Raw genomic sequence first — 15798 nt, forward strand, 5'->3', positions numbered from 1 at the left:
GATGGGCAGTGTGAGAACTTCCATCCTGGAAGACCTCGACGTCTATCCACGAACCAGCCGCCGACCCTCGACTACACCCTCAACTGCGAAGAGCCGGTTATCACTGCTGCCTTGGCGGGACGAGGAGTGGTGCGACGGGCGGGCCGCTTCTTCACGGGCACGCTGCTGTCTGCATCGACGGAACCGTCCTCATTGATGATGAGGGAGGTTCCGGCTGCGTGGCCGAGGACGGGTCGTAGGCAGTGACTTTGACGGGCCGGTTAAGATCGCCGGCCGTTCCCGCCAGGTAATTGATCGCCTCAGGCATGGAAGCAAACTCGCGTTCCACGGAGTCGATCGTGACGACAACTGTCTCGTCGTCCCTGATGGTTGCCGTGCAAACCGGCCTGTCGAGTGCTTCCGCCGTCATCGTGTCCCCTACGTAGTTTCTGGTGGATTTTCGTCAGTGTTCTCTGCGGCAGTGTCTTCAACCGCGGTGTTCTCACCCGCGGTTGAGGGCCGCGGGACGTTGTAGCTGGCCTCGAGGTGTTCACGCACGTCATCGCGAAGGATCAGCCACGTACCGCCGATCTTCATCGCCGGTACGTTTCCCTCCCTCAGCCACTTGTACGTGACGCTCCGCGCAGATAAGCCAAGAAGGTCAGTGAGCTGGTCGATACTGAGCCGTTCCGGCAGAGAAGCGAACAGGCGGTCCAGTGCTTTAGACACAATGACCGCCCCAGACTCCATGAGTGAAACTGTACACGCCAGAGCTCAAATGTCGACGATAATACTCAATCCTACTCATTGGTATTCAATCCTTTGTTAGCTGCCGTATAATAATCAGTAGTCAAGTCTATGTGGGCCATTGGGGGCAGAGCTGAATGGACAATCGTTGGGGTCACTTCGTCACGCAGGAGCCGGTAGAGGCACCTGTCGTGACGGAAACCGAGATTCGCGACGCAGTTGAGGTTTTGCGCGGTGTCGCCGGTCCACAGCAGGGAATTCTCGGCCTCGCAGCCGGCGAAGGCATGGCTCGGTTCATCACCGACAACCCCGAGGTCTTCTGGCTCGGCGTGCACGGCGGAGCCGGAGAGAACACGATGGCCGACCTCCTGGGCGGCGTACCCTGCCACCACCGCTGGCCATCCCGCTCCGACGCCGATCCGACCATCCCTCCCGCTGATGTCTTCCTCGTCGCTCGTCAGAACCACCGTGGACTGAAAGCCGCTCAGCTCGCTGCCCGTGACTGGGCCGCCGGCTCACACCCGACCATCATCCTGCGCGGCCTCGTCGTGATTGCGGATGCACCCGGCAAGTTGCCGAGGGCCCTGCACAACCTGACCCGCATCACCGCCGGCGGTGTCCCACAAACGTGGACGCTGCCGTGGATCGAAGAGCTTCGGCTCGAAGGCACAGTCGACCCCGAGTCGCTGGCCCGCGAGCCAAGGAAAGTCCTCACCAGTCTCAGTGAGGTCATCGACAACCTTAATTCTGGAAGGAATTAGAACCATGCAGCTGCTCCTCCTTGCACAGGACGTCATGATCAACGCCAACACCCTCCCGGACAGCGGACCCTTGGCCCCTCCTGGCATCGGGGACGCCTGGAACCGCATGGTCGGTGTCGGTAAGTGGATCGCCCTGGGCATCTGTGTCCTCGGCCTTCTCGTCGTCGGCGGCAAGATGGCGTTCGACGCCCGTATCGGAGAAAGCACGCAGGAAATCGGCGGCATCATCAAGATCGTTCTCGCCGTCGCCCTCATCTCCGGCGGTGCCTCACTGCTGACCTTCATCTCCGGCGGCGGCGCAGCGTAGCCACCCCTGCAGAATCAGCCCTACCTACAGGAGTAGTCATGGCCGAACCCGAAGAAACCGAGAACGTCTGGTGGGCCGCACCCCGCTTCCTCATGTCCGCGGTCGCCGTCCTGCTGCTCATCATCGTCGGGATCATCCTCTTCGTCTGGGTCGGCAACGACGACGAATCCGACGCCGCACCGCCAGCACAGACACAGGCGGCCACGCCCAGGCCGTCCGCGTCCCTGCCGTCATCGGATGAATCCGTATGCGGCCTGGCGGCCACTGGCGGAACCACTCTCACCTCTGCACCCGAGGACGTCGAGTGGGAGTTCCTTGGAGGTATCGCAGCACCCAAGTCAGCCGAACACGGCCCCGGCGTCGTGGACGAGCAGACCGGCGTCCGGTCCTGCTACTCCCACACCCCCGAAGGGGCACTTGTTGCCATGGTGGGACTGCTCGCGTCATCGGGCGATGATGCGTTGTTCTTAGAAACCACCAAAGCTCTTTCACTCGAAGGTCCTGGCAAAGACATTGGTCTTGAGCGGATTGAGCAGCGAATTGCCTCCGATGACGGCCCGACTCCTCCAATCAAGATCGAAGGCTTCCGCCTCCTGTCTTACACAGAAGATAAGGCAACTGTGGAGGTTGCCTACTCTGGTGACTCCGGCGACGGACTTGTCTACTTCACCACCTCTGGCGTCATGGAGTGGCACGAGGGTGACTGGTATGTGAGGTACAAGGACGACGGTTCGAGTGGGCCTGTTCAGGGTCAGATTTCCGATCTGTCGGGCTACATTCCCTGGGGTCCCAACAGTGGCTGAGGTTGCCGAGAACGAGTGCAACTTTGGGGATCTCGGATGCAACGTCGGCAATGGAATTTCAGACGCCATTTCTGGTGCAGCCGGGAATGCGATTGAGGCCATGGCTGATGCCGTGCAGGCTGCTCTGGTCGCGACGATCGCTCAGCTCGGCACGCTGTGGACGACGATCGACGCTGGTGACCTGACGACAGTTCAAACTGGTTCCGCAGCTGCTCCTGCTGGTGGTGCGTTCAACGAGCAGGTTGCCGCGATCCTCGGTTATGCGACGTGGATCGGGCTAGGCATCAGCACCATCGCCATCATCCTTCTCGGGATCACCCTAGTGACGAATGCCCGCCGTGGTGACGGTGCGGGACTGGTCAACACCGCGACGATTGTCTTCGGTGGAGCTGCCCTGGTTGGTGGCGCCACCTCGCTCGTCGGCTACATCGTTCCTCGACGCGCAGCCTCGTCGGCTCCGGCCGTGGGGTTCGTGCAGGATCAGACCTTCTACCTGACCCTCGCACTGGCGGCTATCAGCATGATCGTCGCCGGCGTCCGCATGGTGTGGTCACAGCGGGCGGAACCGGCGCAGGACCTTCTCAAGGGACTGCTGACGCTGGCCATCGTGACCGCCTCCGGTGTCGCCCTCCTCAACGTGCTCCTCGGAGCTACCGACGCTCTGGCTGAACAGATCATCACAGCCGGCGTGGGAGACGATTTCCAGGCTGATGTTCAGATGCTTCTGGGCATGGAGGACACGGGCACCTCCAGTGCGACGTTCCTGATGGGCAATCAGATGCTCATCATCGTCGGCGGTTTGCTCGCGGTGCTGGTGAACATCGTGCAGATCATGCTCATGGTCCTGCGGACGGCGATGCTGTTCCTCATCGCGGGTGTCCTGCCCCTGTCGGCGGCGTTCATGAACACCGAGACGGGTAAGAGCTGGTTCAGCAAGATCATCGCGTGGACCCTGGCCTTCGCCTTCTACAAGCCGGCCGCCGCACTGATCTACGCGACCGGTATCCAGATGACGACCTCGGGGCTGTTTTCCGGTCAGGCGCTCCTGCAGTTCTCGGCGGGCCTCATGCTGATCCTCGCGTCCGTCGTTGCCCTGCCGGTCCTCATCGGGTTCCTCAGTCCGGCCCTGGGTGCCATGGCATCCTCCGGTGGCGGTGGTGGGGCTGCAATGGGCTTCGCAGCACTCGGCGCAGCAATACCGCAGGGTGCCTCCCGCACTCCGCGTGGAGGACAGGGCTTCGGTAGCCAGGCACCACCGCAGGGACCTCCGGCGAAGTCGGAGAAGTCATCGTCCGCACCCAAGAGTGGCGGGGACGGTAGCGGCGACGGTGCTGCACCAAAGGGCGCAGACGTAACCGGCGGCGGCTCGAAAGCAGTCCCGACCGGATCAGCAACGAGCACTACTGCTGGGGCAGGTGCCGGCGCTGGTGCTGGTGCGGCAGCCGGTGGCGGTGCAGCTGCTGGTGCGGCTGCTGCCGCGCCTCCCGCTGCCGCCGCCATGGTCGCCGGCCAGGCGATCAAGAAAGGCGGCGAAGCCGTCCAGGGCGCTGTTCAAGAAGGTGCAACAACCGGTTCGGGGAGCGGTCAGGGAGGCTCGAGCAGCCTCCCGAAGTCTCCCGCACCGTCAGCTGGGGAGTCGGGGGCCAAGCCTTCGGCTCAGGGTGCCATTCCGCCCCAGACAACTGGAGGACCGGCGGGCGCGAGAGCAGCTGGACCCAAGGGCGCATCCGGTGCAGCTGGCCCGGCGGGCGCTGCGCTGAGGCAGGGAGCCGCACAGCTCCAGAAGAAGACGCAGCAGTTGAAGAACGAAGTCTCGAACAACACTGGGAACGAGGACCGCACTGATGGCGCAAACCGAAGCTAAGACCCCCGACGTCCGACCACGCATCTACGGCAACTACCGGTTGCCGACGAGCAAGGGTCTGGCCGGGCTGTCCACGGCCGGCACGGTGATCCTCATCCTCGGCGTTGTCGTCGGGGTGGTGTTGATGATGCTCGGCCAGTGGATGCTGGCCCTGGTCTTCGAGCTGCTGATCGGACTGTTGATCCTGCTATCGATGCAGAAGAACAAGCACGGCCGCACGATGATCGAGCGCATCATGCGCCGTTTCGGGTGGATGAACGCCCGCTATGCCGGGGCGAACGTGTACCGGGCGGGACCCATCAGCCGTGTCCCCTCCGGAACGACGCAGCTGCCGGGTATCTCCGCCCGCTCGACCATCAGCGAGCACACCGACGGCTACGGCCGTCCCTTTGCCCTGCTACACATCCCGGTGAAGAACCACTACACCGTGGTGCTCGTCTCCGAGCCGGACGGTGGCGGCATGGTCGACCAGGAGCAGATCAACCGCTGGGTTGACCGGTGGTCGCACTGGCTGGGCATGCTCACCGACGAGCCCGGCCTGATTGCCGCGTCCGCGACGATCGAGACCGCACCGGACTCCGGGTTCCGGCTCGCCCGCAAGGTCGAGAACCGGATGGACCCGAACGCACCCCAGTTCGCCCGCGACATCATGAACGAAACTGTGCGGGCCCTACCCACCGGTGCCACAGTCACACGCGCCTACATCGCGGTCACGTTCAAAGCCACGCTGCGCCCGGGCGGGAAGATCCGTAAAGCCGATGAGGTCGCCAACGACCTCGCGGCGCGCCTGCCGAACCTGACCCTGAGCCTCGGTGATACCGGGGCCGGCGTCTCGACCCCCTTGTCCGCGCAGGAGCTGTGCGAAGTCATCCGCGTGGCCTACGACCCGGCCGAGGCGATCCTGTTCGACCGCGCCCACGCCGAAGGCAAGGCACCGATGCTCGACTGGAACGAGGTCGGACCGCAGGCCGCTGACGCGTACTGGGACACCTACCACCACAACAACGCCTGGTCGAAGACTTGGGCGATGTCCGTGCCGCCTCGCTCCACCATCCAGGCGAACGTGCTGCAGTCCCTCGTCGCGCCGACCCCGGAGGTCGTCCGTAAGCGCGTGACGATGCTCTACCGTCCCATCGACCCGGCGCGCGCCGCGCAGCTGGTCGAGAACGACGTCAACACCGCAACCTTCAATGCCTCTTCCCGGAACCGTGCGACGTCGCGGGACAGCCGGGAGACACGGGCCGCGAAAGCCACAGCGGAGGAAGAAGCCGACGGAGCAGGTCTGCTGAACTTCGCGATGATCGTCACCGCAACGGTCCGGCACAAGGAGGACCTGCCCGAAGCCGAAGCCGCGATCGAGAACCTTGGCGCGTCGGCTCGTATCCGCCTCGAGGAGGCTTACGGGGCGCAGGACTCGACCTTCGCCGCCGGCCTGCCGCTGGGCATCGTCATTCCCGACCACCTGGCACTGCCCAAGACTGTAAGGGACGCACTCTAATGGCCGCACTCAACCCCGCTGCAGGATCGTTCAACCCAGGCGGCCCAGCGCAGGCTCCTCATGGCGCGTGGGCTCAGGTTCTCGCGAAGCTCGGTACTCCTCGATCAGCAAATGCTCCGGCGAAGGCGAAGGGCCGAGGTAAGAGCGGCACCAAGGGTGCGAAGAAGGCACGGACCGGGAGCACTGCGGTGAAGGCTGCGATGCGTCCGGGCCCTCGTGGGTTCAAGGGTCGTGGGATGGGTGAGGCGCAGCTGCTGCACCCGGTGAAGGAGATGCGCGGCACGAATTATCAGGTGTGCGGGTTGTACCCGTTCCCGATGGGGGGAGGTGCACCCCTGGAAGGTGTGCCGCTGGGACGGAACCTGCTCTCGAACGAGCCGGTGTGCTGTGACCCGATTTCGTGGTTCCAGAACGTCCGCCTGATTTCGAACCCGTCCGCTTTCGTCATGGCAAACCCCGGTCTGGGGAAGTCCTCGCTGCTGCGCCGCATGGCGATCGGCCTGTGCGCGTTCGGTGTGAACCCGATGATCCTTGGGGACATCAAGGGCGAGCACATCGACATGATCGAAAAGCTCGGCGGCAAGGGCCTGCCGCTTGGTCGCGGTATCGGCCACATCAACCCCCTCGATGATGCCGGCGCCCTGGAGGCTGCGACCCGGCTGTCCCCGGTGAAGCGGGAGGAACTGCTCACCGAGCTCCACGCACGACGTCGCGGACTCATCGCCGCTCTCATTGCCATCCTGCGGAAGAAGCCGCTCGATGAGCGTGAGGAGTCGATCCTCGACCGGTGTCTGATGGTCCTCGAAGCTGAGCACAACCCCGCTGGCACCGTCCCGGTGATGGCTGACCTGCGGGCCGTCCTGAAAAGCCGTCCGGCTCAGGTGCGGGAGGTCGCTCTGGACCGTGGCAGCGACGAGCGGTACGACACGATCACCGAGGGCTTGGAGTCCTCGCTGAATTCGCTCTGCGGGGCTGGCGCGTTCGGGGACATGTTCTCCAAGCAGTCCACGCACAAGATCGACGCGACGACGCCGATGGCGTTCGATCTCTCCCGGATCTCGCAGGCCGAGAACGACCTGCGGGCGGCGACGCTCATGGCGTGCTGGTCGGCCGGGTTCGGAACCGTTACCACGTCGAACATGCTCGCTGACGACGGGGTGATCGAGCGCCAGCGGTTCCTGGTGATCCTCGATGAGCTGTGGAACACCCTCGCTGCCGGTCCCGGCATCGTGGATCAGGTCAACGCACTCACCCGTCTGAACCGTGAGTGGGGCGTCGGTCAGATCATGGCCTCCCACACCCCGTCTGACCTCAAAGCGGTCAAGGACGAAGCGGACCGGCACAAGGCCCAGGGCATCATGGACCGGTGCGGCATCAAGATCCTCGGCGGACTCGCCCGATCCGAGATGCCGCTACTCACCCAGTCGGTGCCGTTGAGCAACCGGGAGCAGGAACAGCTCGCCGCATGGCAGGACCCGCCCGCCTGGAACCGGGCAGGCGACGACGCGATGCGCTACACCAACGACGACGTGTTCCGGCGGACCGATCAGTCGTTCACCGACGACGAGCTGGCTGCGTGGCTCGAGGACGACGACAACGCCGCCTGGTACAACGACGACCGCTCCACCCAGCCCCCACCAGGACAGGGCAAGTTCTTCATCAAAGTCGGCTCCCGCGCCGGCATCCCGTTCTCGATGGAATTCACCCCCACCGAGCGCCGGTCGCGTGTCCACGACACCGAGAAGAAATGGCATAAGGCCAAAGCCCAAGCTGCTGAGGAGAGAGGCGAGCTGTGAGCTCACTGGACCGCAAGCACACAGCCGGCCTCGGGGGAGAGACTGGTCTGCTGGTCGTCCTCATCGTCGCCCTCGTCGGCATCCCGGGAGCCATGTACGGGCTGAACACCCTCGGGCACCAGCTCTCACCCCGTCCCGACGGCATCCCTACGGGGTTCTGGCCCCGGTCCCTGGGGAACTTCACCGGCATCATGCCATGGCGGACCACCGAGATCAGACTGGCGATGATCGCCGGCGTCGTGCTGCTGGCACTGTTCGTCCTGTACGTCGTGATGAGCATCCGCAAGGGCCGAAAACACGTCAAGCACGACCGGGCCGCAGTGAAGATGGCATCCCTCCAAGACGTCGCGCCCTTCACCGAGAAGCAGGTCAAAGCCAAAGCCGCCCGCTTCGGCCTGAGCGCTGACCAGTCGCCCGGCGTGATGATCGGGCGCATGGTGCGCGGCGGGAACACCCTGTACGCGTCGTGGGAGGACACGCTCCTGCACATCTGGGGCACCCGCACCGGTAAGACCACGACGCAGGCCGCTCCCTCGATCATCGAGGCACCGGGTCCGGTGATCGCGACTTCGAACAAGCGGGACCTGTCTGACCTCACCCGGGACATCCGCGCCGAGCACGGCGACGTGTGGATCTTCGACCCGCAGGGCGTCGCAAACGAGAAACCCACCTGGTGGTGGAACCCGCTCAGCTACGTGGTCGACGCCGAGCGCGCAGCAGAGATGGCCAACAACTTCGCCCTCGGCTCGCGCTCCGTCGGGGCGAAAGCTGATGCCTACTTCGACAACGCAGGTAGGGACCTGCTCGCCGGCTACCTCCTCGCCGCCGCAGTTGCCGGTAGGCCGATCAACCAAGTCCACAGCTGGTTGTCCTACGCGGAGAACAGGGAAGCCGCAGGGCTCCTGCGGGACGCAGGGTGGACGAAGGAAGCCGACTCGATGGGCAGCACCATGGCCCTGCCGGACAAGCAACGCGAAGGTGTCTACGGCACCGCGCGGCAGATGGCCACGTGCCTGAAGAACGAGAAGATCGCCGCCTGGGTGAACCCCAGCGGCCCGGATGATCCGCGGCCGCAGTTCATCCCCGAGGACTTCATCAAGGGCAAGAACACCCTCTACGCGCTGTCCAAGGAAGGCGCCGGCACAGCAGGTCCCCTGGTGACGTCCCTGACTGTGGCCACGGCCACCGCAGCCGAGGAGTACGCGGCTACGCAGGCGGGCGGCCGCCTCGCGGTCCCGATGGTCTGCGTCCTCGATGAGGCGGCGAACGTGTGCCGGTGGGAGAACCTGCCCGACCTCTACAGCCACTACGGCTCCCGAGGAATCGTGGTTTCTACGTTCCTACAATCCTGGTCTCAGGGCGTCGACGTATGGGGCGAGTCCGGGATGAAGAAGCTGTTCTCCACGGCAAACGTCTTCACCTATGGCGGTAACGTCAAGGAAGAGGGCTTCCTGAAGATGCTCTCTGACCTTGTGGGCCAGTACCGGTACACCTCGGTCTCGACCTCGAGGCAAAAGGACAGCCGCTCCACGAGCCGCCAGGACTCCACCGATGACATCCTCTCCGTCGCGGACCTCGCCGCGATGCCCAAGGGCCGAGCCATCATGCTCGGTTCCGGCTCACGGGCCGTCCTACTCCGCACAATGCCGATCAGTGAACGTTCGTACGCGGACAAGGTGGCGGCCTCAGAAGCCGCGCACAACGGCTTCCAGCCGTCCGAGAAGAACCCTCCGGTCGCGGTCGCCCCTGAGGTGGCATCTGCAGTGAAGCCTCTAGATGGCGGTAACCGATGGACGACGATGGTGAAGGAGTAGCAACCATGGATTCTCACTCCTCGTACGAGTTCGATGATGATTCTGACCCGTTCTCGCCCGGCGCTGACGCGGAAGCAAGTGTGACCAATGATGGGAGCACGGATGCTCAGCCTCAGCTGGTCTTCTCCAACCTGGAGGCGTTCGTGTCGGATTACCTCATCCACCACTTCCCTCGGCCCGTGCAGGCGTCCGCGTACGACAAGGAGTTCTACTGGTGCAGTAGCTGGTGGGCGCACACCGAGGCGTGCAGCAGGCTCAATGCCCTCTGGAGGGCATGGGAAGCCCTGCGCCTGGATGAAACCTTGGGACTGGCCGACTGGTGGAACAACTATGCGGACCCGACGATGCGCGCCCTGTTCGCCCCAAAAGGCCCCTTTCAGGGATGCACAGCCGAAGTCCACAAACCTGCCAACCCATCACTTCCAGTGCTGCCTGCACCGGATGGTCTCTTCACCTAGCGCTGTCATCTATGTGAGTGAACGACAATTTACCCACGTTGGCATCTCAGTCCAGGGCGCTCTGAGTATGGCGATTCAAGCTGGCTCTTCCCAGATGAGGGTGTAGGTCGGCCGGGAGCGTCGGTCCGCAGATAGACGTCGAGGTCTCCCACGGAGGTTCCTACGCCATCCGTCCGAAAGACCTCGACGTGACCGACGCTACCCCGCCGGCCGGCTTCGGCCGCCCTGACCTGACCGCCTTCGCGTCTCATCCCAGTCGACCCTGATCGAGTCTGCTGACCCCCTCGACGAGAACGCAGCGACATCACAGCCACCCAACCCCGACCGTCCGGGAAGCCGGGACACGTCACATGACCTGTGCTGCGGGCGTGTCGAGTGGGTCGTCCAGGGGCGACGCAGGAGCGTCGACGCGACGTGCTGAGAGGTGGTTCCAGTCGAGCGCTAGGACACCGGCTACAGGCATGGCGATAGGTCAGGAACGGCGTCGCTCCCTGCGCAGGAGGGAGCGCAGAGTCTCGGCGTTCGCGTAGCCGACCCGTAGCGCGATCTCGGCGGAGGTGAAGTCCGTGGTTGCTGAGAGGTGCCGAGCTCGTTCGATGCGAAGCCGTTGGACGAAGCCGAGCGGAGTGAGGTTGAGCGCCGCACGGACTCGTCGTTCGAGGGTGCGCCGGCTGGTGCCGAGCGACTGCGCGACGAAGGCGACGTTGAACGGTTCGTCCAGGCGGGCGCGCACGAAGCGTTCGAACTCGACGACGATCGGGTCCTCGTGCCGGAGATGTTCGTAGGCGACGAAGGCCGCCTGCGACGGACGCTCGTCGATGATGAGGAGCTTGGCGACATGTTGGGCCAGGTCGGGGCTGATCGATCGCACGAGTGAGAGCGCGAGGTCGATGTGGGCGAACGCGGCGCCGGCGGTGACGAGGTTCCCGTCGACCACGACCATGGTGTCGAGATCGAGGGCGACGGTCGGATAGCGCTTCAGGAACTCCGGCCCCAGGAACCAGCTGGTCGTCGCCCTCCGATGATGCATCCGTCCGGTCTCGGCGACAGCGAACACGCCGGTGCACGCCGCGGCGATCCGGGTGGTCGCCTCGTCGAGGCGCCCGAGCGAGGCGATGACCGAACGAGCATCTCGGCTCTGGAGGACGTCGTTGGTAGCGGCGGCCGTGAGGGTTCCAAGCGCAGGGACGACGACCACGTCGAACTCTCCGGACTCCGACAGCGGGTGGTCCACCGACAGGGTCATCGATGCCGTCGTGGTCACTCGCCGTTTCGGTCCGAGGATGGCGAGTTCGATCGGGTCGATCCGCGGGTCGACATCGCCGCGGGCTCCGTCGGCCACCCGCACGATGTCGATGATCGACGCGATAGCCGAACCGAAGCAGCCGTCGATCGCGATCAGTCCGATACGCATGACGTAAACAATAGCAATACTGCCGCATACGCCACTCCCCACCGGCCCTCGCTCGTCATACGCTGGACTTGTCCCACGAAGAACCCCGACGTCAAGGAGAGTCCCTCATGTCCACACCCGCATCACTTCCGTATGCCTTCGTCGCCAAGATCGTCGCGGCCGATGGACAGCACGACGCGGTCGCCGATCTGCTCGCCGGCGCTGTCGCACTCGCCAACGAAGAAGTAGGAACGATTGTCTGGTTCGCGGTCAGGACCCACGCCGACACCTTCTGGATCTTCGATGCATTCCCCGACGAAGCCGCTCGCGACGCCCACGCCAACGGCGCCATCGTCGCAGCCCTGATGGCCAACCAGCACCTCCTCGGCGCAGCACCCGAGATCCTGGCGGCCGACGTCCTCGCGTCCAAGCTCCCGTAGTCCGCCAACGCACGAGACGATCGCGCCCCGCCGAGCCGTCGCCAGGTCGCGACGCAACGCCACGCTGCGTTGCCGAGCGGTGCGAGGCCTATCGGCACACGGACAGGATGCCGGCCGCGAGCGCTCAGCCGGCGAGGGGTCCGTCGCAGAGGAGAGCGACGTCGGTGTCGGGCAGAGCCGTGAGGCCAGCGCATCGCGCGACCACCAGAACGGTTCGCCGGAGCCGCACCAGCAGTGACGAGTGGCGTTGCGCTGTCGAGTGTAATTGGCGGGGCAGTGCTCGGAACGGTCATCGGCGGGTTGGCAGGAGCGGTCGGTTATCTGCTCGCGCGACGAAGTCGTTGGAACGCGAAGGCTACTGCGATTGGCGTAACTTTGACGGTAATCGCTCTGTGGGCGCTCTTCCTCAACTTTTGGGCAGGTTCGGACAACCCCATCGGGTTGACAGACCTCGTAGTGCCAGCATGTACCGCAGTAAGTGCGGGAGCGTTCATGCTGATCACCCAGCGCACGAGGAGCGCTTAAACAACAGAGCGACAGCGGACCCTCACCGCATGGTGGCGGTCCGCTGTCGTCACACCAGACAGCCGCATGGCGCGGATTGAGTGTGCGGCTGCTTCCCACATCCTAAAGCTGCTGCACACCCAGAATCGACGACGTCTAGGACCTGACAGCACATGTGTAGAGGACGGGGTCAAAGTCAGTCGAGTTCAAACCCCATGCGATTCGTCAAACCTTACTGGCACCCCTGCGTATTTGATGTAGACGTATTCACTGGTTTGGCGAGTGAGAGCTGGTGTGTTTCCGGTGACGTCGACGGAGGACTAGGCCCACCGCGTTGGCGATTGCGAGGCCAAAGCTGACGGCGATGACCAGCACATTGAGTGCCATCCATAGCGGTTGTGAGACAGAGTTGAACAGCGCATTCGTTCCGATGAGGACTCCAAGCACCACGTACGTGACGCGGGGGAAATCATTCCGGAACCATCTTCGCTCTGGCATACCCGGAGCCTAGTGCTGCTGGTTCCAGTTGTCAGTGTTGATGCTGGCGGCTCGACGTCGGTCGACGTATCGGGACCAGGTGTCGCCTGCTGCGTCGGCGTGGAGGAATGCGACTTGGTAGCTGTAGCCGAGAGCGTCGGCGACCAGTGGTGGCGGCGTAACGGAGATGTGCTCGTCCAGTGCCGTGTTCCGTGCGCCGCGCAGTTCTATTCCGAGGCCACGGAGCCGGAGCATGATCGTGTTCGGGTGGAGGTGCTGACCTGACCTGGTTCCGGGAAAGAGCCAGGGGCTTTCCGTCCCTGAACCGGTTCGGAGGTTGGGGCGATTTCGGAGGTGTTGGTTGAGGAGTTCCGCTAAAGGGCGCGGGACGGGCACTGGATAAGTGCCGAGGGAGATCGTCATCGTGCCGGTGGTGTCGTTGCTGCTGATGTCGTTGGTGCGGAGAGCAGCCACCCGGACCAGTGGTTGGGCATAGAGGAGAAGCAGTGTCCCGGCAACCCTGTAGGGCAGGGACTCGCTGGTGCCTGTCAGCAGTTCCTTGAGCCAGGCAAGACGTTGGTCCTGCGGAAGGGCAGGCCGACCCTTAGCGGGGTAGTGCCCGATCTCGACTCGCATGTTCGTGCCGGACTTTTTCGCAACGACGAAGAAGGTCCGAATCGCCTTTCGGGTGGTAGGGCCTGTTGCGAGCCAGGTGTCCACGTCCTTCTGGGTGCAGGTGGCGGCGGTGCGGCCATGGGTCTGCCAGAGCCAGTCGAGGAACTTGATCGTTTCGGTGATCTCTTGTTTGGCGGAGTGCACCGGGCGTTGGACTGTATCGTCTGGGGTTGCCATGGCGCGGATGCGTCTGAGGTGGTGCCATTTGGCGAAGTGCTCGACGGGTTTGGCGACGTCGGCCGGCAGGGGGCGGATCTTATTCTCGATCCAGGCTTCGAAGCGGTTCAGGTAGGGGTCCTGGCGGGGAAGGAGTCCGTGGTGAACAATCAGCGCCCGAAGGTGGTCAACCGCCCGCCCTGCCGTGTCGCGGTGACTATCAAGGCCTTCATGGGTCAGGGGAGTCTGTCCGCTCGAGATGGAGGTTAGGAGCGTCTGGACTTTGATGGAGCGTTTCCAGGTGATGATGCTTTCCGGTCGATCGGCTTGGCAGAGGACATCGACCAGGCGGTTCGCGGTTATGGGATTGGCTGGATTCGTCAGTAGCAGGGCGGCGAGATCATCTTTGAGTGCGCACCGGGCGCAGATACCGCGCCGGTAGAACTCGCCTTCCTGATTGCATCGGGCGCAGTGGAAGTCGTGGAGGATGCCGGCGCAGGGTGCGCACCGTGGTCCTTCATCTTGTGTGGGTGGGCCGGGGAGCAGTCTGTGCTGCCCGCAGCCGGGGCAGGTGCCGTGGGTGCGGGTCGCCACGGTAAAGCAGGGTCCGCAGATTTTGCCTTCTGGCCAGGTCGCCCTAGTCCTGCCAGCGTTGCGGCCGCACCGGGCGCAAGTGGCGGTCCCGCTCGTACGGGGCCGGCCGCGGACGGTATTACGCGGAGCAAGTCCTTCCGGTTCTTCAGTGGTCATCGTCAATGATGCGGGCGCGGTGCGGGCGGACGGTGCGGTTGAGCTCCACCACGTTGGGGGAGTTGATGCTTCCGGTCTTGCGGGCCCGGACATCGGCGGCGGTGACGGTAATGAGGTCTTCGGGGCCGCAGGAGAAAATGTCGCAGATCGCAGCGATGACCTGGAGAGCGACCCGCTCGGGCTTCTGGTTGACGATGCGGTAGACCTGCGGGCGAGACAAGACAATTCCGCGCTCGGCAAGCAAGGGGATGAGCTCGGTGGTGTTATGAAGGCCCCGAGCTGCCATCAGCTCGGACAGCCGCCAGGTGTATTCGACCTGGCGCTTCATCGCTGACCTCCCGCGTGTTGGCCCAAGGCCGCGTCCATCGTGCGGTCCAGCGACGCCCTCAAAGAGGTGCGGCGGAAGTCGTCGCTGACGAATTGGTAGATACCGGTGGTCGAGGCGTACTCGTGGCCCATCTGGTATTGCACGAATCTAGGATCCCATCCGGCCTCCAACAGGTGCGTGGCATAAGAGCGGCGCAGGGAATGCAGGTCCAGCCCGTCCATAGGCATCCCCAGCTCGTCGAGGTATCGCCGGAGCCGCCGCAGGAGGGTGGATTCGACGATCAGTCCGCCGCGTTCGCTGGGGAAGAGGTCGAGGGCGTGAAGAGTTCCACGGCCATTGGTGAGCCAATCCTCGAGGACGCCGGCGGTCCAGTCGAAGACCGTCAGGACGCTGCGGGGCTTGGGCGGTGACGCCCGGCGGGACTTACCGAACCGGACCTTGCAGACACCGAACTTTCCGAACTCCCGCGCGTGCGGGTTGGTTGCGAAGTCAACGGTCTGCAGATGGCGCAGCTCATTGAACCGGAGCCCGTAGGAGTACGCCATCTTAAGCATCACGGCGTCCCGGTAGGCCGCCTGCCAGCCCTTCCTACCCGAAGCCTCAATGACCTCGACCTCGTCGTCGGCGTGGTCGAAGAGCTTTTGGAGCTCCTCCCTGGTGAAGGGACGCTTGGACGGCCGGCCTTCGAATTCCTGCACATGCGTGGAAGTGTTCCACTCATGAAAAACCTGGGCCGGATGCGTGCCAAAGCGCTGCTCGCAGACCCGGTCCCAGCCGTAGTCGGGATTAGCGACGTAGGACGTGAAGTGCCGCAGCGCGGACTGGTAGGCCCGCAGCGTTGAGCGACTCACATGCCGGACCGAGCGCAGATCCCCGAAGTACTCCTCGACATGAGCGGAGGTCCAGTGCCACGGAAACTCATTCACATGGTCCACGAACCTGCGGACGTACCGGGGTCAAGTCCCGGGAAGTGGTGTAACGGTTGATCCTTCGGTTAGGCGCTGAGGGCCATGATCGTGTCGGTGTCCGCCTCGCTTCCCGCGTCGGG

The 15798-nt window shown here is 64.1% G+C and carries 14 protein-coding genes; 9 read left to right on the top strand and 5 right to left on the bottom strand.

The features are described from left to right. Positions 1–417: 417 nt before the first annotated feature. Positions 418–729 (bottom strand): helix-turn-helix domain-containing protein, encoded by a 312-nt coding sequence (locus ACIQCY_RS17795; protein ID WP_158505457.1) that lies wholly within the window; start codon positions 727–729, stop codon positions 418–420. Positions 730–917: 188 nt separating this feature from the next. Here ACIQCY_RS17795 and ACIQCY_RS17800 point away from each other — a divergent pair, with 188 nt between their 5' ends. The 8 genes from ACIQCY_RS17800 to ACIQCY_RS17835 all read left to right on the top strand — a co-directional run bounded on the left by ACIQCY_RS17800 (position 918) and on the right by ACIQCY_RS17835 (position 10027). Next, positions 918–1487, top strand: a complete 570-nt coding sequence (locus tag ACIQCY_RS17800; RefSeq protein ID WP_158505458.1) for a DUF6668 family protein — start codon at positions 918–920, stop codon at positions 1485–1487. 4 nt (positions 1488–1491) lie between these two features. Next, on the top strand, positions 1492–1794 hold the full coding sequence (locus tag ACIQCY_RS17805; protein ID WP_158505459.1) for a hypothetical protein: 303 nt from the start codon (positions 1492–1494) through the stop codon (positions 1792–1794). Positions 1795–1832: 38 nt separating this feature from the next. Then, positions 1833–2597 carry a hypothetical protein gene (locus ACIQCY_RS17810; RefSeq protein ID WP_158505460.1) on the top strand — a complete coding sequence of 255 codons (765 nt, stop codon included), beginning with the start codon at positions 1833–1835 and terminating at the stop codon, positions 2595–2597. Between the two features lie 100 nt (positions 2598–2697). Then, positions 2698–4461 carry a hypothetical protein gene (locus tag ACIQCY_RS17815; RefSeq protein WP_158505461.1) on the top strand — a complete coding sequence of 588 codons (1764 nt, stop codon included), beginning with the start codon at positions 2698–2700 and terminating at the stop codon, positions 4459–4461. After that, positions 4442–5959, top strand: coding sequence for an SCO6880 family protein (locus ACIQCY_RS17820; protein WP_196597461.1), 1518 nt, complete (start codon positions 4442–4444; stop codon positions 5957–5959). The genes ACIQCY_RS17815 and ACIQCY_RS17820 overlap by 20 nt, the downstream gene beginning before the upstream one ends. A gap of 446 nt (positions 5960–6405) precedes the next feature. Continuing rightward, positions 6406–7755: an ATP/GTP-binding protein gene (locus ACIQCY_RS17825; protein ID WP_400485157.1), complete on the top strand. Its 1350-nt coding sequence runs from the start codon at positions 6406–6408 to the stop codon at positions 7753–7755. Further along, positions 7752–9569 carry a TraM recognition domain-containing protein gene (locus ACIQCY_RS17830; RefSeq protein WP_196597463.1) on the top strand — a complete coding sequence of 606 codons (1818 nt, stop codon included), beginning with the start codon at positions 7752–7754 and terminating at the stop codon, positions 9567–9569. Before ACIQCY_RS17825 ends, ACIQCY_RS17830 begins: the two co-directional genes overlap by 4 nt. A 5-nt stretch (positions 9570–9574) precedes the next feature. Beyond that, complete coding sequence (locus ACIQCY_RS17835; RefSeq protein ID WP_196597464.1) at positions 9575–10027, top strand: DUF4913 domain-containing protein; 453 nt, start codon at positions 9575–9577, stop codon at positions 10025–10027. Between the two features lie 472 nt (positions 10028–10499). Here the strand turns inward: ACIQCY_RS17835 and ACIQCY_RS17840 are convergent, their stop codons facing one another. Then, positions 10500–11441 carry a GlxA family transcriptional regulator gene (locus ACIQCY_RS17840; protein ID WP_053548963.1) on the bottom strand — a complete coding sequence of 314 codons (942 nt, stop codon included), beginning with the start codon at positions 11439–11441 and terminating at the stop codon, positions 10500–10502. Positions 11442–11548: 107 nt separating this feature from the next. Between ACIQCY_RS17840 and ACIQCY_RS17845 the strand changes: the two genes are divergently transcribed. Further along, positions 11549–11860: a putative quinol monooxygenase gene (locus ACIQCY_RS17845; protein ID WP_033107114.1), complete on the top strand. Its 312-nt coding sequence runs from the start codon at positions 11549–11551 to the stop codon at positions 11858–11860. 1011 nt (positions 11861–12871) lie between these two features. Here the strand turns inward: ACIQCY_RS17845 and ACIQCY_RS17850 are convergent. From ACIQCY_RS17850 to ACIQCY_RS17860, 3 genes are all read right to left on the bottom strand, one after another. Continuing rightward, a complete protein-coding gene (locus tag ACIQCY_RS17850; RefSeq protein ID WP_400485158.1) occupies positions 12872–14266 on the bottom strand; it encodes a recombinase XerD in 1395 nt (464 codons plus the stop codon). A gap of 145 nt (positions 14267–14411) precedes the next feature. Then, a complete protein-coding gene (locus tag ACIQCY_RS17855) occupies positions 14412–14750 on the bottom strand; it encodes a helix-turn-helix transcriptional regulator (RefSeq protein WP_158505463.1) in 339 nt (112 codons plus the stop codon). Then, positions 14747–15676 carry a tyrosine-type recombinase/integrase gene (locus ACIQCY_RS17860; RefSeq protein ID WP_400485159.1) on the bottom strand — a complete coding sequence of 310 codons (930 nt, stop codon included), beginning with the start codon at positions 15674–15676 and terminating at the stop codon, positions 14747–14749. The genes ACIQCY_RS17855 and ACIQCY_RS17860 overlap by 4 nt, the downstream gene beginning before the upstream one ends. Positions 15677–15798: the final 122 nt, after the last annotated feature.

It is taken from the genome of Arthrobacter sp. NPDC092385 (assembly GCF_044755105.1).
Taxonomy (GTDB): Bacteria; Actinomycetota; Actinomycetes; order Actinomycetales; family Micrococcaceae; genus Arthrobacter_D.